This window comes from Streptomyces sp. yr375, assembly GCF_900110755.1.
Lineage (GTDB): Bacteria > Actinomycetota > Actinomycetes > Streptomycetales > Streptomycetaceae > Streptomyces.
Genome location: NZ_FOFF01000045.1, coordinates 49,341 through 72,244, shown reverse-complemented (window position 1 = coordinate 72,244; position 22,904 = coordinate 49,341). Strand labels below are relative to the sequence as shown.

General features: G+C 71.1%; 16 protein-coding genes and 1 pseudogene. 8 read left to right on the top strand and 9 right to left on the bottom strand.

The features are described from left to right. Positions 1-263 precede the first annotated feature (263 nt). Positions 264-1,684: pseudogene (locus BMZ82_RS31440) on the bottom strand (sensor histidine kinase). A gap of 46 nt (positions 1,685-1,730) precedes the next feature. After that, positions 1,731-2,405 (bottom strand): response regulator transcription factor, encoded by a 675-nt coding sequence (locus BMZ82_RS31435; RefSeq protein ID WP_177244749.1) that lies wholly within the window; start codon positions 2,403-2,405, stop codon positions 1,731-1,733. Between the two features lie 129 nt (positions 2,406-2,534). On the opposite strand from BMZ82_RS31435, the gene BMZ82_RS31430 reads away from it, so the two are divergent. Next, a complete protein-coding gene (locus BMZ82_RS31430) occupies positions 2,535-4,049 on the top strand; it encodes a glycosyltransferase family 39 protein (protein ID WP_093780801.1) in 1,515 nt (504 codons plus the stop codon). Between the two features lie 56 nt (positions 4,050-4,105). On the opposite strand, the gene BMZ82_RS31425 is transcribed toward BMZ82_RS31430, so the two are convergent. Together BMZ82_RS31425 and BMZ82_RS31420 are read right to left on the bottom strand one after the other, a co-directional pair. Next, positions 4,106-4,879 (bottom strand): hypothetical protein, encoded by a 774-nt coding sequence (locus BMZ82_RS31425; RefSeq protein ID WP_093780805.1) that lies wholly within the window; start codon positions 4,877-4,879, stop codon positions 4,106-4,108. Positions 4,880-5,028: 149 nt separating this feature from the next. Next, a complete protein-coding gene (locus BMZ82_RS31420) occupies positions 5,029-6,720 on the bottom strand; it encodes a PucR family transcriptional regulator (protein ID WP_093780800.1) in 1,692 nt (563 codons plus the stop codon). 393 nt (positions 6,721-7,113) lie between these two features. On the opposite strand from BMZ82_RS31420, the gene BMZ82_RS31410 reads away from it, so the two are divergent. From BMZ82_RS31410 to BMZ82_RS31390, 5 genes are all read left to right on the top strand, one after another. Continuing rightward, a complete protein-coding gene (locus BMZ82_RS31410; protein ID WP_093780798.1) occupies positions 7,114-8,007 on the top strand; it encodes an FAD binding domain-containing protein in 894 nt (297 codons plus the stop codon). Continuing rightward, positions 8,004-8,567 (top strand): (2Fe-2S)-binding protein, encoded by a 564-nt coding sequence (locus BMZ82_RS31405; RefSeq protein ID WP_093780797.1) that lies wholly within the window; start codon positions 8,004-8,006, stop codon positions 8,565-8,567. The genes BMZ82_RS31410 and BMZ82_RS31405 overlap by 4 nt, the downstream gene beginning before the upstream one ends. Before the next feature lie 2 nt (positions 8,568-8,569). Next, complete coding sequence (locus tag BMZ82_RS31400; protein WP_093780796.1) at positions 8,570-10,978, top strand: xanthine dehydrogenase family protein molybdopterin-binding subunit; 2,409 nt, start codon at positions 8,570-8,572, stop codon at positions 10,976-10,978. A gap of 118 nt (positions 10,979-11,096) precedes the next feature. Next, complete coding sequence (locus BMZ82_RS31395) at positions 11,097-12,554, top strand: NCS2 family permease (RefSeq protein ID WP_093780795.1); 1,458 nt, start codon at positions 11,097-11,099, stop codon at positions 12,552-12,554. A 70-nt stretch (positions 12,555-12,624) separates the two neighbouring features. Further along, complete coding sequence (locus tag BMZ82_RS31390; protein WP_093780794.1) at positions 12,625-13,830, top strand: XdhC family protein; 1,206 nt, start codon at positions 12,625-12,627, stop codon at positions 13,828-13,830. Here BMZ82_RS31390 and BMZ82_RS31385 read toward each other — a convergent pair. The 5 genes from BMZ82_RS31385 to BMZ82_RS31365 form a co-directional block, all read right to left on the bottom strand. After that, positions 13,779-15,104, bottom strand: coding sequence for a lanthionine synthetase LanC family protein (locus tag BMZ82_RS31385; RefSeq protein WP_093780793.1), 1,326 nt, complete (start codon positions 15,102-15,104; stop codon positions 13,779-13,781). The genes BMZ82_RS31390 and BMZ82_RS31385 overlap by 52 nt on opposite strands. Before the next feature lie 37 nt (positions 15,105-15,141). After that, positions 15,142-15,582 carry an SRPBCC family protein gene (locus tag BMZ82_RS31380; RefSeq protein ID WP_093780804.1) on the bottom strand — a complete coding sequence of 147 codons (441 nt, stop codon included), beginning with the start codon at positions 15,580-15,582 and terminating at the stop codon, positions 15,142-15,144. A gap of 57 nt (positions 15,583-15,639) precedes the next feature. Next, positions 15,640-16,452 (bottom strand): polysaccharide deacetylase family protein, encoded by an 813-nt coding sequence (locus BMZ82_RS31375; protein WP_093780792.1) that lies wholly within the window; start codon positions 16,450-16,452, stop codon positions 15,640-15,642. A 65-nt stretch (positions 16,453-16,517) separates the two neighbouring features. Continuing rightward, positions 16,518-17,966 (bottom strand): family 43 glycosylhydrolase, encoded by a 1,449-nt coding sequence (locus BMZ82_RS31370; protein ID WP_093780791.1) that lies wholly within the window; start codon positions 17,964-17,966, stop codon positions 16,518-16,520. A 73-nt stretch (positions 17,967-18,039) separates the two neighbouring features. Beyond that, on the bottom strand, positions 18,040-19,530 hold the full coding sequence (locus BMZ82_RS31365) for a family 43 glycosylhydrolase (protein WP_093780790.1): 1,491 nt from the start codon (positions 19,528-19,530) through the stop codon (positions 18,040-18,042). Between the two features lie 531 nt (positions 19,531-20,061). Between BMZ82_RS31365 and BMZ82_RS31360 the strand changes: the two genes are divergently transcribed. Together BMZ82_RS31360 and BMZ82_RS31355 are read left to right on the top strand one after the other, a co-directional pair. Continuing rightward, entirely contained in the window at positions 20,062-20,436 is a 375-nt protein-coding gene (locus tag BMZ82_RS31360; RefSeq protein WP_093780789.1) for a DUF5132 domain-containing protein, read from the top strand. Positions 20,437-20,597: 161 nt separating this feature from the next. After that, positions 20,598-22,898 carry an ABC transporter ATP-binding protein gene (locus BMZ82_RS31355; RefSeq protein ID WP_256252215.1) on the top strand — a complete coding sequence of 767 codons (2,301 nt, stop codon included), beginning with the start codon at positions 20,598-20,600 and terminating at the stop codon, positions 22,896-22,898. Positions 22,899-22,904: the final 6 nt, after the last annotated feature.

Below are 22,904 nucleotides of genomic sequence, written 5' to 3'. Positions count from 1 at the left end.
ACCGAACCAGACGCCCGAACTCTCCCGCAGCAATACCCACACCATGCCTGATCAGCGGAAACTCAACGACCACATCCGGAAAGACAACGGCTTCTTAAGGGGCCTCGTCCTCAAACGCCGGACGGGCTGAAATACGCCGACCGGCGCTGAGATCGGCGCCCCCAGCGGGTGGGTGGGGGATTGGGATGGCATCCGCCTCGTCCCCGAGCGCCGGACGGGCTGAATTGTGCGGGTCGGCGTTGGGAGGTTGCTCCCAGTCGTCCTCAGGCGTCGGGTGGGCTGGGGTTCGGGGCTTGGGGGAGGCGTAGTTGGAAGCAGGCTCCTAGGGTTCGGGGGGTGAGGGTGAGGGTGCCTCCGTGGCGGTGGGACAGGTCGCGGGCTATGGCCAGGCCTAGGCCGGTGCCACCGTGGTCGCGGGAGCGGGCGTCGTCGAGTCGGACGAAGCGTTCGAAGATGCGCTCGGCGTCCTCGGGGGGCACGCCGGGTCCGTCGTCGTGCACCGTGAGGACGACCCAGTCGTCCTGGTTCCGGACGGTGATCTGGATGCGGTGTGCGGCGTGGCGGGCGGCGTTGTCGACGAGGTTGCGCAGCAGCCGTTCGTACTCGTCGGGGTTTCCGGGTACCAGGGCGGGGGCCGTGCTGTCGCAGGTGAGGGTCAACGGGCGTTCGGTGAGGGGGTATTGCTCGGTCAGGCGGGTGGCGAGGGCGGTCAGGTCGACGGTTTCGGGGTTGGCTGTCGGGGTGCGGGTGTCCAGGCGGGCTAGGAGCAGCAGGTCTTCGGCGAGGGCCTGGAGGCGGCGGGTCTGCCGGGCGGCGGTGGTGGCCGCGGCGGGCCAGTCGGTGCGTTCCGGGTAGGCGAGCGCGACTTCCAGGCTGGCCAGCAGGGTGGTGAGGGGGCTGCGCAGTTCGTGGGCGGCGTCCGCGACGAAGCGGCGCTGCTGGGCGGCGGCGTTGTCGAGGCGCTGGAGGGTGGTGTTGATGGTGGTGGCCAGGGCGGTGATCTCGTGCCCCGTGGCGGGCACGGTGACGCGTTCGCGGGGGTCGTTCGCCGTGACCGAGGCGGTGAGGCGGCGGATCGCCTCGACCGGCCGCAGCGCGATCCGGACGGCGAAGTAGGCGACGGCGCCGATCAGCACGATGCTGACCAGCCCCGCCCGCAGCAGCAGACGGTCGGCGGTCTCGGTGATCCCTCGGCCGAGTCCGGGAGCACCACCACATACACCCGCAGCGTGGCGTCGGCGGCGACGCCCAGCGCGGCGACCTTGGCACTGCTCAGGTCACCGGCGCTGATATCGGTGGACACGACCATGTAGGTCCTGCCGGCCAGGTCGACGCCGTCCCCGGGGTGGTCGCCGCGCACCGGTATGAGGAGGCGACGGATCGTCAAGCCGTCGGTCCACTTGGAGTCCGATGGAGCGGGCAGCACATGGCGGGTGCCGGGATCGAGGTCCTCCATGCCTCCGCCGTAGGCGACAGCGCCGCGTCGGCCGGTCGCGACGACCTCGTACGGCAGCACGGCGCTTCTGCGCGTGGGAACCACCCCCGCGTTCAACTGATCGGCGAGAGCCCACAGTTGTTGCTCGGCCTGGCCTTCGGCGATCTGCGTGCCCTGGCGGTAGACGTCGCGGTGCACCCACCAGCCGATGCCGACCAGGATGACGGCGGTGGTCGCGGCGGCGGCCAGGGCCGCGCGGGCGCGTACCGAACGCGGCCGCCAGCGGCGGCGCGGCTCAGTCGCGGTCGTCCACCAGCCGGTAGCCGGTGCCCCGTACGGTCTGGAGGGACTGCCGGTGGAACGCGGCGTCCACCTTCTTGCGGAGGGCGCTGACGCGCGCTTCCACCAGGTTGGGATCCTGGGCCTCGTCGGGCCACGCGTGGTAGAGCAGATCCGCTTTGGAGACCGCCTGACCCGCCCGGCGGGCCAGCAGCTCAAGGACGGCGAACTCCCGGGGCGTGAGGTCCACCCGGGCCCCGGCCCGGCGGCAGACCCGGCCGGCGACGTCCAACGAGAGGTCGCCCACGGCGAGGACGGGCGGGGCGACCGTGGCGGCGCGTCTGACCAGGGCCCGCAGCCGTGCGACGAGCACCATGTACGAGAAGGGCTTGGCCAGGTAGTCGTCGGCCCCCGTGTCCAGGGCCTCCGCCTGGTCCCAGTCCCCGTCCTTGGCGGTGAGCACCAGGATGGGGGTCGCGTTGCCCTCCCGGCGCAACTGGGCGCAGACCTTGTAGCCGTTGAGCCCGGGCAGCATCAAGTCCAGTACGACCAGGGCGTATTCGCCGGTCCTGGCCATCCACAGGCCCTGCCGGCCGTCATGGGCGAGGTCGACGCTGTAGCCCTCGGCGGTCAGACCGGTGTGCAGAGTGTGGGCAAGGTCCACCTCGTCTTCGACCACCAGAATGCGCATGTGGTGCAGCCTCGCACAGCGCCGGCCCGCTTTCCTGATCGGCCGGTCAGGTTGGATCAGCAACCGGTCAACGAGGTCCGGGCACGCTGGCGGAACGTTTTTCGCCGCTGCTGAAAGGCCCTGTCACCGATGTCCGTTGATGAACGTGCCCCCGCCGTGGCCAGGACGGTCTCCGCTCCCGCCCTTCGACCAGCACCGGGCCCGGCCAAGGCCGTTGTCGTCCTCGCGCCCCTGGCGCTGACCATCGCCCTGGGACTCTGGGGCATCCGCAGGCAGAACACCCTGTGGGGGGACGAGTCCGTCACCTATCAACTCGCGCACCGCGACCTTGCGCGGATATGGCTCACCGCCCAGCACATCGATCTGGTCCACGCCCTCTACTACGCCGTGATGCACGAGATCTTCGGCCTCTTCGGCGGCGGGCTGCTGACGCTGCGGCTGCCGTCCGTGCTGGCGATGGCCGCGGCGGCGAGCGGAGTCGGGCTGGTGGCGCTCCGCCTGGCGGGACCCCGGGCCGGGCTGCTGGCCGGGCTGGTGTTTCCGCTCCTTCCCCAGGTGCAGAAGTTCACGCAGGAAGGCCGCTCGTACGCCATGGTCTGCGCCCTGGTCACCTGGGCCAGCTACGCGCTCGTGGTCAGCGTCCCGCAGCGCGCCCGGTGGCGGTGGGCGGTCTACGGCTGCACCATGCTGCTGGCCTGCCTGCTCCATGAGTTCGCCGTCCTCGCCCTGGTCGCACACGGCGTCACACTGGTTGTCTCCCGTGCTCCCCGACCGGTGCTGAGGGCGTGGAGCGCGGCTGCCGCGGGCGTGGTGGCCGGGCTGTCGCCGCTGGCGATCTGGAGTGCGGGGCAGTCGGACCAGGTGTCCTGGATCAGCGGACCGGTGCGGACCCAGTATTTCCTGGTCGTGGCGGTCGTGGGCGTGGCGTGTGCCTTCGCGCCCCTGGGGAGGAAAGGACCCGTGCGGCTCTCCGCGCTGGCTCTGCCGATTCTCGTGCTTCCCGGCCTTCTGCTGCTGGTCGCCTCCCTGGTCAAGCCCCTGTTCGTCGACCGGTACGTGCTCTACAGCAATATCGGAGTCGCCCTGCTGCTGGGCGCCTGGCTGGACTACGTCCTCCGGCGGCAGCGGTCTTCGCGCACCGCGTGGATCGCGGCGGTCGCCGTACTGGCCGCGCTCGTGCCGACGAGCCTTTCGCTGCGGACGCCCGAGAGCCGGAGCAACGACGTCGCCGCCGTCGCCGCCGCCGTACGCCAGGAAGGCCGTCCCGGCGACGGGCTGCTCTACCTCTTCGGCCAGCACCGGATCCTGACCGGGGCCGACCCCGAGGACACCCGTGCCCTGACAGATCTCGCCCTGGCACAGGACCCCGTCTCGTCGAACACACTGGCAGGCGTCGAGCTACCCGCCCCGGAAATAGCGGCACGCATGCTGGAGTTCGACCGGATCGTCGTGGTCCGCGCGGCGGACAACCACGCACCGACCAACCCGCAGGAGGAAGCGAAGACGAACACCCTGCGACGCCACTTCCGCGCGGACGGAACAACTCAGGTCAACGGGGCACGCGTCACCGTCTATGTCCGCGACCACGACGCGACTCCGAGGCCCGTCATGGATCCAACGGCCCGGTATCGGGCGGCGGGTTGACGAGGTGACGGCGGTGCGTCCGCCCAATAGCCTTACCGCCGTACGCCATTACCGCCCTACACCGTTGCCGCAGGTGGGGCCAACTGTCGTGCCAGCCAGGTCGGTACGCCGCCCAGGAGGCCGAACAGGCGTCGGGCCTCCTCGCGCAGACGGGAGGCCTCCGGCTCGGTCTCCGCGTCGGCGAGTGAGACGAGCGCCGGGGCGGTGCCCACCAGGTAGCCCAACTCCTCGCGGATACGGAGGGATTCGGCGAAGCCGTGCCGGGCCTCCGCCAACTCGCCTTCGCGCAGGGCGAGTCCGGCCAGGTGACGCCAGGTGAAGGAGAGCAGCAGGGAGTCCGAGTGGGCGGCGGCCGCCGTGTGGGCGCGACGGTAGGCGGCCCTCGCGGCCTGCGGGGAGCGCGCGATGTTCTCCGCGAGCAGACCCCGGCGGAAGTCCAGCAACGCCCGCCCCCGCGCGTCCGGTGGGATCAGCGCCGCCGCCCGGCCGAGCGCGGCCCGCGCCTCGTCCACCCGGTCGCGCACCCCGTGCACCGTGGCCGCGTAGGCGAGTTGCCCGCGCTCACAAGCGGCGGCGCCCCGCTCCTCGTCGTCGTGGGCCAGCGCCTCCGCCGTGCGCAGCGCGTCCTCGGCGTCCTGCCAGCCCTGCTCCGTGTACAGGCACCGTTCCACGAGCAGCGCCGCCCGCTGGATCGCGCCCGCCGCCGTGTCGGGCGGGACCAGCGCCGCCGCGTCGGACCAGCAGGCCCGCGAACGCAGCCGCCACACCGCGGTCTGGAGGGGGTCGTCACCTGAGGTCGTTCCGGTACCGGACATGGCGGTGTACGCCACGTTGCCCTCCCCGAGCGCGCCGTCGAGCTTTGAGTGGTGGCCGCATCTCAGCACGAATCCCAGCACCGGGCCAAGGGGGCGGGTGAAGTATTTCACAAAGTCGTGGGGCGCCAGGGGGCGTACGGCCGCCGTTCCCGCCGCCGTCCGCGTCAACTCATCCGCAGCGCCAGGAAGAAGTCGAGCTTGTCCTCCAGGCGGGACAGGTCACGGCTCGTCAACTGCTCGATGCGCCCGACCCGGTAGCGCAGCGTGTTGACGTGCAGGTGCAGCCGGGCGGCGCACCGGGTCCACGAACCGTCACATTCGAGGAACGCCTCCAGTGTCGGGATCAACTCGGCGCGGTGGCGTCGGTCGTAGTCGCGCAGCGGGTCCAGGAGACGCGCGGTGAACGCTCTGCGGACGTCGTCCGGGACGAACGGCAGCAGCAGCACGTGCGAGGCCAGTTCCTGGTGGCCGGCCGCGCACACCCGCCCCGGCCGGGCGGCGGCCACCCGCCGCGCGTGCCGCGCCTCCTCCAGCGCCCCGCGCAGCCCCTCCGCCGAATGCACGGCCGCGCTGACGCCCAGCGTGAGCCGGCCGTCGCCGTCCAGCCCCGCCGACAGCGGCTCCCGTACGGCCGCCAGGAGCGCGTCGGCGAGGACGCCGTTCTCGGAGTCGTCGTGCTCGCTCGACATCGCGGGCAGCGGCACCAGGGCGATGGCCTCGTCACCCGTGTGGGCGACGGCGATCCGGTCGGAGGGCTCCGGGCCGGTCGCGAGCGGGTCGACCAGGATCTCCTCCAGCAGCGACTGGGCGACCGGGCCGGCCTCCGGAGCGCCGTCCGCCCACTCGACGCGGGCCACCACCACCTGCCACTGCGGGGCGGCCCCCAGACCCGGCAGCAGCACCGGCGCGGCCACCCGCAGCCGGGCCGCGATCTCCGCCGGGGCCGCGCCCGTCTGGACCAGCTCCAGCACCTCCTGCGCCAGCCGCCTGCGCACCGTGCGCGCCGCGTCCCGGCGCTCCCGCTCGACCGCGATCAACTGCGTGACGCCCTGGAGCAGGTCGAGCCGCTCGTCCGCCCACTCCCCGGCGTCGGCCTCGACGGCCAGCAGCCAGTCCGACAGCACGCCCTCGCGCACCTCCCGACCGGCGTGCGCGGTCTGCGGCGGCTGCGGGGCGCGGCCGCCGCCGCTGCGGATCGGGAACAGCGAGTACGTCGTATGGCCCAGCAGCACCCGGTGCGGTCCGCGCCGGCCCGTGCGGACCGCCGCCAGATGCTCCGCGGCGAGCTTCGCGCACGCCTCGGGCGGCAGGCCAGGACCCGCCGGCTTCGGGCCCGCGATGAGCCGGCCGGTGGGGGACAGCACCCAGGCGCGCAGGTCGAGGTCGGAGCCGAGCAGGTCCAGGACGACGTCCGGGCCGCCGCCCGCCGGGCCCGACGTCATCATCCGGCGGTGCCGGTCCACGACGGCCGCGAGGTCCCCGGCGCGCTCGCCGGACACCTGCCGTACGACGTGCTCGGTGATCGTCGCGAAGGCCACCGACTCGTGCACCGCGAACAGCGGGAGCCGGTGCCGGGCACAGGCCGTGACCAGGTCCTCCGGGACCGCGCCGAGCTCCGCCTCACCGGCCGCGAGCGCCGTCACCCCGGCCTGCACCAGGATCCGTACGAACGGCTCGGAGTCCGCCGCGTCCCGGCGCCACGCCAGGCCCGTCAGCACCAGCTCGCCGCCCGAGAGGTAGCGGCTGGGGTCCCGCAGGTCGGTGGTCATGACACCCCGCACCGTGCGGTCCAGCTCGTCGCCGCCGAGGAGCCTGAGGCCCAGCGCATCGGTGTCCAGCAGTGCGCGCAGCCGCATCTCGTCGCCGCCGTTCTGTGTCTCGAAAACTACGATGATGGGGGAAGGAGGTGGCGGGAAGGCACCCGCCGGACAGCCACGGACCGCATTCTTTTATTGCCAGACCGTTTCCTACGTTTCCACGGGAAAACGAAGGGGTTACCGACGGCTTCCGTTCATACGAATCTACAAGATGCCCCGGTCGACCAGCCAACTCCTTCATGGTTTCCGTGACTGACCCGGCCGGCGCACGGCGCTGTGTACTGGCCTCACCCACGTGAACAGGACATGAACGAGCCGGGCCCGCCGCACCCGATTCTGGCTTGATCGACACGCGTCACACGAGTCACGCGAGCAACGCGACTCACGAGCAAAACAGCAAGACTCACGAGACGAAGAAGAAGAGAGCCGGTCATGGACTTCCTTCGCCCCGCCAGTTGGGAGGAGGCGCTCGCCGCGAAGGCCGAGCACCCCACCGCTGTGCCGATCGCGGGCGGCACCGACGTGATGGTCGAGATCAACTTCGACCACCGCCGGCCCGAGTACCTGCTCGACCTCAACCGCGTCGGCGACCTCTACGAGTGGGAGGTCGGCGAGGAGAGCGTGCGGCTCGGCGCGTCCGTCCCGTACACCCGGATCATGGAGCACCTGCGCGCCGAGCTGCCGGGCCTCGCGCTCGCCTCGCACACCGTGGCCTCCCCGCAGATCCGCAACCGCGGCGGCGTCGGCGGCAACCTCGGCACCGCCTCCCCGGCCGGCGACGCCCACCCGGCCCTGCTGGCGGCCGGCGCCGAGGTCGAGGCCGAGTCGGTGCGCGGGACGCGGCTCATCCCGATCGACGACTTCTACACCGGCGTGAAGCGCAACGCGCTCGCCCCCGACGAGCTGATCCGCGCCGTGCACATCAAGAAGGCCGACGGCCCGCAGCAGTACTCCAAGGTGGGCACCCGCAACGCCATGGTCATCGCCGTCTGCGCCTTCGGCCTCGCCCTGCACCCGAGCACCCGCACCGTGCGCACCGGCATCGGCTCGGCCGCCCCGACGCCCGTTCGGGCCACGACCGCCGAGGAGTTCCTGAACGCCGCGCTCGAAGAGGGCGGCTTCTGGGACAACGGAAAGATCATCACCCCGTCGGTCGCCAAGCAGTTCGCGGACCTGTGCGCCGCCGCCTGCAACCCGATCGACGACGTCCGGGGCACGGCGAGCTACCGCCGGCACGCGGTGGCCGTCATGGCCCGCCGCACACTGACCTGGACCTGGGAGTCGTACCGCGGCACCGCCGCCCGCCCGGAGGGAGTCGCGTCATGAGGGTCAACTTCACCGTCAACGGACGTCCGCAGGAAGCCGACGACGTGTGGGAGGGCGAGTCCCTGCTGTACGTGCTGCGCGAGCGGATGGGCCTGCCCGGCTCCAAGAACGCCTGCGAGCAGGGCGAGTGCGGCTCGTGCACGGTCCGGCTCGACGGCGTCCCGGTGTGTTCGTGCCTGGTCGCCGCCGGCCAGGCGGAGGGCCGCGACATCGTGACCGTCGAGGGCCTCGCGGACTACGCCGAGCAGCGCGCCCATCAGCGCACCGAACAGCGCGGCGAGCAGCACGCCGAGCACGGTGGTTGCGCGACCGCCCGGACCGGCGAGGGTGCTCGACTCGCCCCGATCCAGCAGGCGTTCATCGACGCCGGCGCCGTCCAGTGCGGCTTCTGCACGCCGGGGCTGCTGGTCGCCGCCGACGAGATGCTGGAGCGCAACCCCAACCCGACCGACGCGGACATCCGCGAGGCGCTCTCGGGCAACCTGTGCCGCTGCACCGGCTACGAGAAGATCATGGACGCGGTCCGCCTGGCGGCCGCCCGGCAGGAAGAGGCGGTCTGACCATGCCTGCCGACAAGACCACCGACAGCGCCCCCCTCGGCACCCCCACCAAGGTCACCCAGGGCGCCCCCGCCAAGGGCGGCATCGGCGAGTCCACGCTCCGCCCGGACGGCACCCTCAAGGTCACCGGCGAGTTCGCGTACTCCTCCGACATGTGGCACGAGGACATGCTCTGGGGCCAGATCCTGCGCTCCACGGTCGCCCACGCCGAGATCGTCTCCATCGACACCGTCGAGGCGCTGAAGACCCCGGGCGTCTACGCCGTCATGACGTACGACGACCTGCCGACCGACGTGAAGAACTACGGCCTGGAGATCCAGGACACCCCCGTCCTCGCCCACGGCAAGGTACGCCACCACGGCGAGCCGGTCGCGATCGTCGCCGCCGACCACCCGGAGACGGCCCGCCGCGCCGCCGCCAAGATCAAGGTGGAGTACCGCGAACTGCCCGTCATCACCGACGAGGCCTCCGCGACCGCGCCGGACGCGATCCTGGTCCACGAGAACCGCGCCGACCACCACCTCGGCCACGTCCCGCACCCCAACATCGTCCACCGCCAGCCGATCATCCGCGGCGACGCGGCCGAGGCCGCCCGGCGCGCCGACGTCGTAGTCCGGGGCGAGTACACCTTCGGCATGCAGGACCAGGCCTTCCTGGGCCCGGAGTCCGGCCTCGCCGTGCCCGAGGAGGACGGCGGCGTCCACCTCTACATCGCCACCCAGTGGCTGCACTCCGACCTGCGCCAGATCGCGCCCGTCCTCGGCCTGCCCGAGAGCAAGGTGCGGATGACGCTGTCCGGCGTCGGCGGCGCGTTCGGCGGCCGCGAGGACCTGTCGATGCAGATCCACGCCTGCCTGCTGGCCCTGCGCACCGGCAAACCCGTCAAGATCGTCTACAACCGTTTCGAGTCCTTCTTCGGGCACGTCCACCGCCACCCCGCGAAGCTGTACTACGAGCACGGGGCCACCCGCGACGGCAAGTTGACCCACGTCAAGTGCCGGATCGTGCTCGACGGCGGCGCGTACGCCTCCGCCTCCCCGGCCGTCGTAGGCAACGCCTCCTCGCTCGGCATCGGGCCGTACGTCGTGGACGACGTCGACGTCGAGGCCATCGCCCTCTACACCAACAACCCGCCCTGCGGCGCGATGCGCGGCTTCGGCGCGGTCCAGGCGTGCTTCGCGTACGAGGCGCAGATGGACAAGGTCGCCAAGGAACTCGGCCTGGACCCGGTGGAGTTCAGGCAGCGCAACGCGATGGAGCAGGGCAGCCTGCTGCCGACCGGGCAGGCCGTCGACTCCCCGGCGCCGGTCGCCGAACTGCTGCGCCGCGTCAAGGCGATGCCGCTGCCGCCGGAGCGCCAGTGGGAGAGCAGCGAGGGCGCGGACGTACGGCAGTTGCCCGGCGGGCTGTCCAACACCACGCACGGCGAAGGCGTCGTACGCGGCATCGGCTACGCGGTCGGCATCAAGAACGTCGGCTTCTCCGAGGGCTTCGACGACTACTCGACCGCCAAGGTCCGGATGGAGGTCATCGCCGGCGAGCCCGTCGCGACCGTCCACACGGCCATGGCGGAGGTCGGCCAGGGCGGCGTCACCGTCCACGCGCAGATCGCCCGCACCGAACTGGGCGTCGCGCAGGTCACCATCCACCCGGCCGACACACAGGTGGGCAGCGCCGGTTCGACATCCGCCTCCCGGCAGACGTACGTCACGGGCGGCGCGGTCAAGAACTCCTGCGAGCTGGTCCGGGAGAAGGTCCTGGAGCTCGGGCGCCGCAAGTTCGGCTCCTACCACCCGGCCTGGGCCACCGCCGAACTGCTCCTGGAGGGCGGCAAGGTCGTCACCGACGGCGGTGAGGTCCTCGCCCACCTGGTCGACGTCCTCGAAGGGGAGGCCGTCGAGGTCGAGGCGGAGTGGCGGCACCGGCCGACCGAGCCGTTCGACCTGCGCACCGGGCAGGGCTTCGGACACGTCCAGTACACGTTCGCCGCGCACCGCGCCGTCGTCGAGGTCGACACCGAACTCGGCCTGGTCAAGGTCATCGAGCTGGCCTGCGCGCAGGACGTCGGAAAGGCGCTGAACCCGCTGTCCGTGATCGGCCAGATCCAGGGCGGCACGACCCAGGGGCTGGGCGTGGCGGTCATGGAGGAGATCATCGTCGACCCGAAGACGGCGAAGGTCAGGAACCCCTCCTTCACGGACTACCTGATCCCCACCATCCTCGACACGCCGACCATCCCCGTCGACGTGCTCGAACTCGCCGACGACCACGCTCCCTACGGGCTCCGGGGCGTCGGCGAGGCACCCACCCTGTCCTCGACCCCGGCCGTCCTCGCGGCGATCCGGGAGGCGACCGGGCTGGAGCTCAACCGCACGCCGGTACGGCCCGAGCACCTGACGGGCACCGCGTAACTTCCGGCAGAACAAGGCAAGTTGGCCGACGCGGACCTGCGTCGGACCACGTTCGTCTCGGGCCGTCCCCCGGGTCGTGCACCTTCCCAAACCCCATTGAACCTTGGGAGACGGCACCATGACCCAGCAGTCAGTGGAACCCAGGAGCGTCGCCGTCGACGCGGGTGAAGGCACCCGCGTCCCGGCCGGACGGTCCTGGCTCGACCGGTACTTCCACATCTCCGGCCGGGGATCCACGATCGCGCGCGAAGTGCGCGGCGGCGTCACCACCTTCATGGCGATGGCGTACATCCTTCTGCTCAACCCGCTGATCCTGTCCGGCAAGGACGCGGCCGGACACACCCTCGGTCAGCAGGCGCTGATCACCGCGACCGCGTTCGCCGCCGCGTTCAGCACCCTGCTGATGGGCTTCTTCGGCAAGGTGCCGCTCGCGCTCGCCGCCGGCCTGTCCGTCTCCGGCGTACTGTCCTCGCAGGTCGCCCCGCACATGACCTGGCCGCAGGCGATGGGCATGTGCGTGCTGTACGGCGTCGTCATCATGCTGCTGGTGGTCACCGGCCTACGCGAGATGATCATGAACGCGATCCCGCTCGCCCTCAAACACGCCATCACCATGGGCATCGGCCTGTTCATCGCGCTCATCGGTTTCTCCAAGGCCGGCTTCGTGCACCAGGGCAAGGCCACCCCGCTCACCCTCGGCCCGGCGGGCGAACTCACCGGCTGGCCCGTCCTGTTGTTCGCCGGCACCCTGCTGCTGATCTTCATGCTCCAGGCCCGCGACATTCCCGGCGCCATCCTCGTCGGCATCGTCGGCGGCACGCTCGTCGCCGCGATCCTCAACGCCGCCGGGGTCGTCGACCCGAGGCAGTGGGCGGCCGGCGCTCCCGAACTGCACGGCAGCGCCGTCTCGATGCCCGACTTCTCGCTCTTCGGGGACGTGGAGTTCGGCGGCTGGGGCGAGGTCGGCGCGATGACCGTCGGCATGATCGTCTTCACGCTCGTCCTCGCCGGGTTCTTCGACGCGATGGCCACCATCATCGGCGTCGGCACCGAAGCCGGACTCGCCGACGACAGGGGGCGGATGCCGGGCCTGTCCAAGGCGCTGTTCATCGACGGCGCGGGCGGCGCGATCGGCGGCGTGGCGGGCGGCTCCGGGCAGACCGTCTTCATCGAGTCGGCCACCGGGGTCGGCGAGGGCGCCCGCACCGGCCTCGCCTCGGTCGTCACCGGGACCTTCTTCGCGGCCTGCCTCTTCTTCACCCCGCTCACCGCGATCGTCCCGCAGGAGGTCGCGTCCGCCGCCCTCGTCGTCATCGGCTCGATGATGCTGATGAACGCCCGGCACGTGGACTGGGCCGACCGCGCCACCGCGATCCCGGTCTTCCTGACCGTCGTCGTGATGCCGTTCACCTACAGCATCACCGCCGGCGTCTCGGCGGGCGTCATCTCCTACGTCGCCATCAAGGCCGCCCAGGGCCGGGCGCGGGAGATCGGGGCCTTCATGTGGGGCCTGACGGCCGTCTTCCTCGTCTACTTCGCCCTCAACCCGATCGAGAACTGGCTGGGCGTGCGCTAGCAGCCCGCGAAACCGCTTCCCCGCACCACCGCTTCCCCGCAACGCCGTAACGCAGTGAGGAGACCGAGAGATGCTGGACATCGCCGAGGAACTGAACCGGTGGGTCGAGCAGGGCCGTGACTTCGCCGTCGCCACCGTGGTGGCCGTCGGCGGCAGCGCGCCCCGTCAGCCGGGCGCCGCCCTCGCGGTGGCCGCCGACGGCACGGCGATCGGCTCGGTCTCCGGCGGCTGTGTGGAGGGCGCGGTCTACGCACTGTGCCAACAGGCCCTGGACGACGGGGAGTCGGTCCTCGAACGGTTCGGCTACAGCGACGACGACGCCTTCGCCGTCGGACTCACCTGCGGCGGGATCATCGACATCCTCGTCACCCCGGTACGGGTCGGCGACCCCGTCCGCCCGGTGATCGCCGCCGCGCTCGAGGCCGCCGCCGTAGGCCGCGCCGCCGCGCTCGCACGGATCGTGACCGGCCCGGCGGACCTGGTCGGCCGCGCACTCCTCGTCCACCCCGCAGGAAGCCACCCCGCCGCTACCTACACGGGCTCCTACGACGACTCCTACGACGATTGCTACGACGGCGGCTTCGGCGCGCATCCCGGGCTGGACCGTACGGTCGCCGCCGAGGCCGCCGCCTTCCTCGACGCCGGTCGCACCGGCACCCTGGAGATCGGCGAACAGGGCTCCCGCTGCGGGGCCCCGCTCACGGTCCTCGTCGAGTCGTCCGTCCCCGCGCCCCGGATGATCGTCTTCGGCGCGATCGACTTCGCGTCTGCGCTCGTACGGGTCGGCAAGTTCCTCAACTACCACGTGACGGTGTGCGACGCGCGCCCCGTCTTCGCGACCGAGGCCCGCTTCCCGGAGGCCGACGAGATCGTCGTCGACTGGCCGCACCGGTACCTGGAGCGCACCGAGGTCGACGCGCGGACCGTCCTGTGCGTCCTCACCCACGACGCCAAGTTCGACGTCCCCCTGCTCCGCCTCGCACTGCGCCTCCCGGTCGCCTACGTCGGCGCGATGGGCTCCCGCCGCACCCACCTCGACCGCAACGACCGGCTGCGCGAAGTCGGCGTCACCGAACTGGAGTTGGCGCGCCTGCGCTCACCCATCGGCCTCGACCTCGGGGCCCGTACGCCCGAGGAGACGGCGCTGTCGATCGCCGCGGAGATCGTCGCCAACCGGCGCGGCGGCAGCGGGATCCCGCTCACCGGGGCGCACACGCCGATCCATCACGACACGACGTCGGCGCCGCCCACCGGCCGGATCGGCTCGGTGGCCTGAACCACCGCCACCCGCACGGCCGGCTGATCCGGCCATGTGAACGCGTAACGCGGATCGCCGCCCCTGCTCAGCCGCACATACCGCAGCAACTCCCGCACGATGCCCGCGTTGCCCATCGCCCAGCCGGTCTCCGCCTCGAGCACGCCCGGAGCGGGCCGGTGCGCGACGTTGGACCAGCGCGCGCCGTCGCCGTCCCGGACCGCGCGCGAAGCGAGATCCTCGACGAGGGTACGGGCGAAGTCACGGGAGTCGTCCGGGGTGTTGCCCGAGGCGTCGCCGTGCTCGGCGATCCGGTCGCAGGCCAGCGCCAGGACGCCCGCCGTTCCGCAGCACCGGCCGTTGTTGTCCCAGAAACCGGGCCGCAGCCGCCGCGGCAGACCGGACCGGGTCACGGTGTGCCAGCAGCGGTCGGCGAGCTCCGCCCAGGACGGCTCGCCGAGGACGTCCCGCAGCAGCCGGAAGAGCTGGGCGTCACCCGCCGGGCCGTGGCACCAGCCGTAGCTGTGGCGCTCGACGACGTCGGGGCGGTGCGGCGGGTCGGAGTGCGCGACGAGGAAGCCCTCAGGACCGGCCTCGTCCCGCGACACGACCTCCGCGACCCCGGCCCGCGCCAGCGCGACGAGATCCGCCCGGCCGGTGGCCGCCCCGACGGCGGCGAGCGCGTACGCGATGCCGAGCGTGCCGTGCGCGAGATGGTGCAGCCGGGGTTCGAGACCGCTGCGCCACTCCCAGGTCACGCCCGCCGCGGTCGGCTCGGCCGTCCGCACGTACGGCTCCAGCGCGGCGAGCGCCGACTCGGTGTCGCCGCACCGCAACATCCCCAGCCCGATGCCCGCGTTGCCGCCCATCAGCTCGAACAGGTCGCCCCAGCGCGTCCCGTCGAACCGGGACCGCACCCGTGCCAGGGCCCGGTCCGCGGCGGCGTCGGCCGCGCTGTCACCGAGCTCGCGGTGGACGGCGCGCAGCACGAGGGCGATGCCGGTGAGGCCGAAATACAGGGAGTCGTCGGGGTGTTCGTCGGCGGCGTCCGCGAGACTGCGGGCGGCGCGCAGCGCGGTGTCGGCGTACGCGTCGTCCCCGAAGTGCCGCCAGGCCTCCAGGAGTACGGGGACGATCCCGGCCGTCCCGTTGTAGAGCATCGGGTCGACATCGTCGTCCGACGGCCGGACCGGCCAGCCGAGCCCACCGCCCCCGGTGTCCCGCGCCGCGCCCCGCAGCCACCGCAGCCCGTCCACCGCCAGCGCCTCGACCTCGTCCACTCCCGTTCCCCTCACGCACTCACCCTGACATGCGGCGGAGTTCCTCGAACACTCAGGGCCTGCGCAGCAGTTGGTTGACGGTCCGCCCGAACACCCGGCGGGCGGTGGCCCCGAGGAGCGGATCGAAGAGCGACGGCAGGAAACGCAGTCGCAGTTCCTCCCGCCAGATCACCCGGGTCCGCCCGCCAGGACCCGGCCACACCTCGATCTCGGCCCAGCCCAGGACGACCCGGCCGCGCTTCTCCAGCCGGCACCGGCCCGGCTCGTCGAGGGCCGGCGGCCGCCAGACGGTCACCTCCATCCGGTCGTCGAAGGCGAACGGGCCGAGACCCGAACGCGCGACGATGACCGTGCCGTCACCGGTCGGCGGGGGAGTGAGCACGGCGACCCGGGTGAGCGGCACCGCGTCGCCGTGCCGGGACCACTCCGTCAGCCGACGCCAGGCGTCGGCCAGGGAGAGCGGTGCCGTGCGTTCGAGCTGGAAGATGACCACGCAGCGATCGTAGAGCCGCGGCGCGGTGCGCTGCGGCACGCCATGCGAGGGCCGGGTTCAGCGGTAGACCCGCCCCGGCTGGGCCGCTCCCGGCGCCAGTAACTGAGGAACCGTCACGAAGACGTAGCCGCGCGCTTTCAACGCGTCGATGATCCCGGGCACCGCCGGCACGGTCCCGTCGTAGATGTCGTGCAGCAGGATGATGCCGTCCCGGTCGGCCTGCGCGAGGACCCGGCGCCGGATCAGCGCGGAGTCGGTCGTCTCGTAGTCCTTGGCGGTCACCGTCCACAGCACCTCGGCGAGGCCCAGCTCGCGGGATATCTCGTGCACGGTCTCGTTCGTACGGCCCTGCGGTGGGCGCATCAGGGTGGGGCGACGGCCGGTGAGGCGCTCTATCTCGGCGTTGGGGCGCCGGAGTTCCTCGCGTATCTCGTCCGGCGCGATCCGCGTGAGGATCCTGTGGTCCCAGGTGTGGCTGGCGACCTCGTGCCCCTCGGCGGCCATCCGTCTGACCAGCTCCGGGTACTTCTCGATGTGCCGCGCACCCAGCAGGAAGAAGGTCGCCGGGACCTGTTTCTCCTTGAGGATGTCCAGCAGCCGGGCGGAGTTCTCGCTCGGCCCCGCGTCGAAGGTGAGGGCGATGCACTTCACCTCCCGGCAGTCGACGGTGCCGAAGCGGGCGGCTGGGGCGGCCCGGGTGGTGGACGTGGTCGCCGGGTGCGCGCGGGCGGCGCTCGGCTGTGTGGTGTCGGCGCCGCCGCAACCGGTCAGCGTGACCGCGAGGCAGGCGGCCGCCGCGGCGAGGGCGACGGCGCGCAACCCGGCCCCCGTGTTCTTCGTCTTCCTGTTCGGACTGCTCGAAGAAGGCATGCCGCGACTATACATAGCGTGTATACACTCTATGTATAGTCGCGGCGTCATGCTCTCTCACGCCCTCACTGGGCGTAGAACGTCGCGTCCCCCTTGTCCGTCGCCGTGTTCGGCGTCTGCACGTACAGCAGGAAGTCGTAGTGGCGGAGGTAGCGGCCGGCGAAGTTGTACGACTCGTACGAGATCCCCGCCGAGTCGGCGAGTCCGGCGCGCTGGTAGAAGCTCGCGTCGGACGCGAACGTCGACGTGCCGTCGTTCTTCTCCACCCACGCCTCGAAGTTCTTGTGCCGCAGGTAGTAGCCGGGGAAGTCCGCCGACTCCAGCGAGACCGTGCCGCTGCCGGCCAGTCCGGTCACCACGCGGAACTGCGAGTCCGCGAGCGGGCTGACGTTCGCCTCGATACGGGCCCGGAACTCCCAGTGCCGGATGAAACGGTCCGGGTAGTTGTACGAGGAGAACCGCTGCGGGGTGACGCCGTCGGCCACCGGGATGCCGAAGTCGGGCGTGCCGTCGGCCTTCCAGTACACCTTCTGCACACGGGTACGGCGGTTGGGGTCGTTCAGCGGATCGCCGGTGATGTCCTTGTAGCTGCGGTCGTGGTAGACGAGGATGTCGGACTTGCCGTCCTCGGAGACCGTGAACGAGTTGTGGCCCGGCCCGTACTGCGAGGTCGAGGCGTTCGACGTGAAGACGGGCTGCGTCCCCTTCGTCCAGACCGCCGCGTCGGTCAGGTCGGCCGTCGCGGACGCGGTCAGCATGCCGAGGCAGTAGTTGGAGTCGGTCGCGCTCGCCGAGTAGGTCAGGAAGACCTTGCCGCCGTGCTGGATCAGCGCGGGCCCTTCATTGACCTTGTAGCCGATCGTCTCCCAGGACAGCGTCGGCTGCGAGATCTCCGTCGGAGTGCCCTGGATCGTCCAGGGGTTGGCCAGCTTCGCGATGAACAGGCTGGTGTTGTTGTTCTCGGCCGGGTTGCGCTGCGCCCACGCGAGATAGCGGACCCCGTTGACGACGAACGTCGTGGAGTCCAGCGAGAAGCTCTCCCACGTCGTCTTGATCTGGCCCTTCTCGGCCCAGGTCGCGGTCAGCGGATTGGCGCCGGTGCCTTCGAGGACGTACATCCGGATCGCCCACACGTCGGACGTGGACCCGGCCGCGAAGTACACGTACCACTTGCCGTCGATGAAGTGGATCTCCGGCGCCCAGATGTGGGCGCCCATGACCCCGCTGCTGTGCTTGGTCCAGATGGTGACCTCCTGGGCCGTCGACAGGCCCTGGATGGTCGTCGCCCGGCGCAGCACGATGCGGTCGTACTCGGGGACGGTGGCGGTGAAGTAGTAGAAGCCGTCCGTGTGTTTGAAGATCTGCGGGTCGGCGCGCTTCTCGGCGATCGGGTTGGTGTACGTCACGGCGGGGGAGTCTGGCACGGCGGCCTGGGCTGGGGCGCCCAGGCCGGTGAAGGCGGCCGCGAGGGCGACGAGGACGGCCAAAAACAGCCGAACGGCGTTGCGACTCAAGGGAGTTCTCCTGATGAGAGGGGAGAGGAGCGGAGAAGGTGCAGAGGGAGTTGGGGGGGGGAGAGCGGGTGGCTCAGGTGGTCGGTACCAGGCGCCACTGCTGGCAGTTGTTGTTCAGCCAGGTCCACTGCCGTACGTCGGCGCCGTTCGCGGTGCCGCAGTTCGCGACGTCGGCGACCTTGCCGCTGTTCTCGCCCACCAGCCGGACGTAGTCGCCGGTCGCGGTGAACACCAGCCGGAAACGCTGGCACTTGTTGTTCAGCCACGACCACTGGCGCAGATCGGCGCCGTCGGCGCTGGAGCAGTCGGCGGTGTCGAGCACCCCGCCGGTGGCCACGTTCACCAGGCGGCTGGTGTCGTCGGCCTGGTCCTCGATCCGCCACTTCTGGTTGGCCCCGCCGGTGCAGGCCCACTGGAAGACGTTCGTGCCGTTGGCTGTCGAACCGCCTTCCACATCAAGGCACTTGCCGCTGTTGCGGTTCACGAGGGTGTACGACGTCGGGGTCGCCGCCGTCTCGCCGGACGGGCCGGGGAGCGTCGTACCGAGCGCGACCGGGGTGCCGAAGTTCGGCGTGCCGTCGGCGTTCCAGGTGAACTTCTGGGCGCGGGTCGTCCGGCCGTTGCCGCAGCCGCCGTTCGCGGCGGAGTTGGCGTGGTAGACGATCCAGTTCTCGGTGCCGTCGGGCGAGGTGAAGAAGCCGTTGTGGCCCGGACCGTAGACGCCGTTCGCGTCACTGCGCTGGAAGACGGGCGTCTGCTTCTTGGTCCAGGACGCCGGGCTCAGCGGGTCGCTGCCGGTCAGCTCGAGCTGGCCCAGCTTGTAGTCGGCGGTCTGGCAGGAGCTCGCCGAGTAGGTGAGGAAGGTGCGGCCGTCGTGGTACAGCGGCTCGGGCCCCTCGTTCACGGGTGACCCGGAGGTCTCCCAGCTCAGCGTCGGGCTGGAGATCACCGTGAAGGTGTTGCTGGCGAGCGTGTACGGGTTGCTCAGCGGCGCGATGACCAGGCTCTGGGTGCTGCCGTTCACGAAGCCGCTGCCGACGAGGTACAGGTTCCCGTTCGCCTGGAGGACGCTGGCGTCGATCAGCCAGCCGCCCGGCGTGAGGTTGGAGCCGGTGAGGGAGCCCTTGTAGGTATAGGGGCCCAGCGGGTCGGTGCCGGCGCTCTCCAGGACGTGCGTGCGCTGGGAGTCGCAGCAGGCGGTGCCGCCCTGGCCCGCCGAGTAGTACAGGTACCAGTGGCCGTTGAACTGGTGGATCTCCGGCGCCCAGATGTTGTTGTTGCGGGTCGACGTGGTGTCCGACCACACCTGCACGGAGGGCGCGGTGGCGAGCCCCGCCAGGGTCGGCGCCTTGCGCATGGCGAGGACGCCGGTGAACGTCGTGGTGACCAGGTAGTAGTTGCCGTCGTAGAACTCCAGCCAGGGGTCGGCGCCCTTGGCCGACTTGAGCGGGTTGGTGTACGGGCGACCGTCGGCGGCGGCCACCGGCTGGGTCGCCGCCACCAGGGCGACGAGGAGTGCCATCACGCAGACGAGCAGAGATCTGCTGCGGTACATCCGAGGCATGCAGGACCGTCCCTTGTCCGTAAAAGCTGCCCTGTTCGTTATTTCGAACATGGTTCGTAACTTCGGGCAGAAGATATGGGGCACTCATGTCCGCGTCAATGGTTTGGACAGACTGAAGGTGTGGCATGGGGCGACCCGGGCCGCCGGACCGCATCTGCATTTACTGGCCACCTTTCTTCCGCACGCTCCGTGAAATTAATGGGGAAAGGTGGGTGGCTCGCCCCTTGATTCGGCCATTACCGCTTGGCCGGGGCCCTGCTGGATCCAGCCCGGATCCAGCCCGGATCCAGCCCGGATCCAGCCCGGATCCAGCCCGGATCTCTCTCTGATCCGGCTCGAATCTGGCCTGGATCCAGCCTGGATCGAGCCCGGGTCTGGCTGGAACCGGTCGGTTTTCGAGGCCCGCATTACTCTTCCGGGTGACGGGGCAGGTCTCGGCTTGGTTTCTGCCCGCTGGGCTCCATAGGCTGATGCAGGTTCGCAAATGCCGGGGGCAATCAGTTCGGTCCCCGAAAAGAAGGGGTACGACTCATGCCGCCCGTAGTTCCCCCGTTTCTGATCGGTCTCCTCGCCGCGCCGCTGGCCAAGCGGGTCGTCAAACCGCTGATGCGTGGACTGGTGAAAACGTCGGTGGGCCTGGTGCTCGAAGTGAAACGCGCGGCGCAGGAGGCCGGCGAAGGACTGCAGGATCTCGCCGCCGAGGTCACCGCCGAAGTCGTCGCGGCGCAGATGGCGGGCGGTGGCCAGTTGGAACCGCAGCCGTCGACGCACCCGCAGTCGCAGCCGCAATCGAAGCCGCAGTCACAGGAGCGCCCGGCGGATCGGGAAACACCCGTTGTCGACGCCCAGCCCAAGGCACCCGCCAAGGGGCGCACGCCCGCAGTCGGCACCGGCAAGGCGCACTGACCGCTCACGCTCCAAAGAGAAAACAGCTCGGGGATCTGCTGAACATGACATTGCTGGTGGGGGCTGCGGCCGTACAGGGGCCTGCCCGGGAGAACACGGAAACGTACTCACTGAGAATGTGCTCGGCGATTCCCGGACGGCAACGCTGGAAGATCCCCGAAATGGCGGGCAGAAAGCGTTTCGCGGAAGTCCTGGAAATCGTTCTGGGGAAATCTCCCGGCGTACGCGCGGCGCGGGTGAGCGGTGTTACGGGAAGTATTCTCGTCCTCCACGATCCACGCCTGGAAACCGTCGAGATCGGCGGAATCATCCGGGCTTCCCTGGCGGCCGTCTTCCGCGCCGGGGAAGCCCGGCCCGCCTCGCCGCCGAGCCGACGCGGCCCCGGCACCGCCCAGGCGCCCGCCTCCGCCACCGCCTCGGCCGCCCCTCGCACCCCGGTCGCAGCCCCCGCCCCCGCCCTGGTGCTCGCCGGCGGTGCGACGGTCGCCGCGCTCGCCCTCGGCCCCGGCAAGCTCCTGCGCAAACCGCTCGCGGTGCTCGGCGCCGTCGTCACCGCCACCGTCGTCGTCGTACGCCGAGCCGTGCGCGCGGCAGCCGACGGCGGCACGCACACCGCACCACCCGGCACCGCCCCCGGCTCTGCCGCCGGTTCCACTGCCGGTTCCACTGCCGACGAGGCGTCACCACCCCGCCCGACATCCTCCCTGCGCGCCCTGCTCGACATCGTCGGCCCGCACAGACCCCGGCTCTGTCTCGCCGCCGGGCTCTCCGCCGCATGCCAGTTGACCGAGGTGGCGCTCGGCCTGTTCCTCGGCTGGATCGCGCTCGTCCTCATCAAGGGCGAGGCCGCACCCCTCCTCACCCTCGGACTGACCAGCGCCTCGGCCCAGTTGTGGTTCCTCGCCGGAGCAGCCGCCGTGGCCTGCGCCGCCGTCGCCGGCCTCTCCTACGCGGCGAGCGTGGAGTGGCGCGGCCTCGGCCAGGCCGTCGAGCACGACTGGCGCAACGCCACCTACGCCCAGGTGCAGAAGCTCGAACTGCGCCATCTGGAGGGCGAGCGCACCACGCGTATCGCCGGCGTCCTCACCGACGAGGTCTCCCAACTCGGCGCGTTCTTCGCGACGGCGGCCGGTGACGTCGTCCAACTCGCCTCCAGCTTCCTGGTGTTGGTACCCGCCTTCCTCCTGCTGGCCCCCGAGATCGCGTGGATCGCCTTCCTGCCGATGCCGATCGTGGCCTGGCTGTCCTTCCACTACCACGACCGGGTCGCCGCCGACTACGCCGTCTCCAGCGAGCACAAGGCCCAACTGCACAGCCAGTTGGTCAACAGCCTGGAGGCCGGCGCCACCGTCAAGAGCTTCTGTACCGAGGAGTACGAGGCCGCCCGCGTCGACGACCTCAGCGAGGTCTGCCGCGACAGCACCCACCGCACGGACCGCTCCACCGTCCGGCACGCCGAGACGATCCGCGCCGTCACCACCGCCTCCATGACCGGCACCCTCCTGCTCGGCGGCCGCTCCGTCCTCAACGGAACCCTGCCGTTCGAGGTGTTCAGCCCCCTCATCGGCCTGCCCCAGCAGGTCCTGCTGCGGCTCACCCGGCTCGGCTCCATCGTCGACCAGTACCAGCGCACCCTCGCCGCCCACGACCGCGTCCTGCACCTGCACGCCCTGCCCACCGAACCCGTCGGCCCCGAACACCGGGTGGACGCCGACGACGTCAAGGGCGCGGTCACCCTGGACCGGGTCACCTTCGCCTACCCGGGCCGCCCGCCCGTCCTCAAGGATCTCTCCCTGCGTATCGCGCCGGGCCGGGTCACCGGCATCGTCGGCCCCACCGGCTCCGGGAAGACCACCATCGCCAAACTGCTCATGCGGTTCCAGGACACCGACTCCGGCCGGGTCCTGCTCGACGGCCGGGACGTGCGCGACCTGTCCCGGCAGGGGCTGCGCGGCGCCGTCGGATTCGTCGCCCAGGACCCCTTCCTCTTCGACGGCACCATCGCCGACAACATCCGCTACGGCAGCTTCGACGCCCCCGACGAACTCCTGCTCGCCGCCGCCCGCATGGCCGAGGCCCACCCCTTCATCGAGGCCCTGCCGAGCGGCTACGACACGATGATCGGGGAGCGCGGCGCGGCCCTGTCCGGCGGCCAGCGACAACGCCTCGCCCTCGCCCGCGCCATCCTCAAGGACCCACCCGTCGTCGTCCTCGACGAGGCCACCTCCGCCGTCGACAACGAGACCGAGGCCGCCATCCAGCGCACCCTGCGCACCTTCGCCGAGAACCGCACCCTGATCATCATCGCCCACCGCCTCTCGACGATCCGCAACGCCGACTGGATCCACGTCCTCGACAAGGGCGGCCTCGTCGCCGAACAGGGCACCCACACCGAACTCCTCGCCCGCGACGGCCTCTACGCCTCGCTGTGGCACCTCCAGGCAGGCGAACAGGCGGCGTGAGCCGCC

Coding starts and splice junctions, on each gene's coding strand:
- BMZ82_RS31435 (WP_177244749.1), bottom strand. CDS start 2,405: ATGCGCATTCTGGTGGTCGAAGACGAGGTGGACCTTGCCCACACTCTG.
- BMZ82_RS31430 (WP_093780801.1), top strand. CDS start 2,535: ATGTCCGTTGATGAACGTGCCCCCGCCGTGGCCAGGACGGTCTCCGCT.
- BMZ82_RS31420 (WP_093780800.1), bottom strand. CDS start 6,720: ATGCGGCTGCGCGCACTGCTGGACACCGATGCGCTGGGCCTCAGGCTC.
- BMZ82_RS31410 (WP_093780798.1), top strand. CDS start 7,114: ATGGACTTCCTTCGCCCCGCCAGTTGGGAGGAGGCGCTCGCCGCGAAG.
- BMZ82_RS31405 (WP_093780797.1), top strand. CDS start 8,004: ATGAGGGTCAACTTCACCGTCAACGGACGTCCGCAGGAAGCCGACGAC.
- BMZ82_RS31400 (WP_093780796.1), top strand. CDS start 8,570: ATGCCTGCCGACAAGACCACCGACAGCGCCCCCCTCGGCACCCCCACC.
- BMZ82_RS31395 (WP_093780795.1), top strand. CDS start 11,097: ATGACCCAGCAGTCAGTGGAACCCAGGAGCGTCGCCGTCGACGCGGGT.
- BMZ82_RS31390 (WP_093780794.1), top strand. CDS start 12,625: ATGCTGGACATCGCCGAGGAACTGAACCGGTGGGTCGAGCAGGGCCGT.
- BMZ82_RS31375 (WP_093780792.1), bottom strand. CDS start 16,452: ATGCCTTCTTCGAGCAGTCCGAACAGGAAGACGAAGAACACGGGGGCC.
- BMZ82_RS31365 (WP_093780790.1), bottom strand. CDS start 19,530: ATGCCTCGGATGTACCGCAGCAGATCTCTGCTCGTCTGCGTGATGGCA.
- BMZ82_RS31360 (WP_093780789.1), top strand. CDS start 20,062: ATGCCGCCCGTAGTTCCCCCGTTTCTGATCGGTCTCCTCGCCGCGCCG.
- BMZ82_RS31355 (WP_256252215.1), top strand. CDS start 20,598: ATGGCGGGCAGAAAGCGTTTCGCGGAAGTCCTGGAAATCGTTCTGGGG.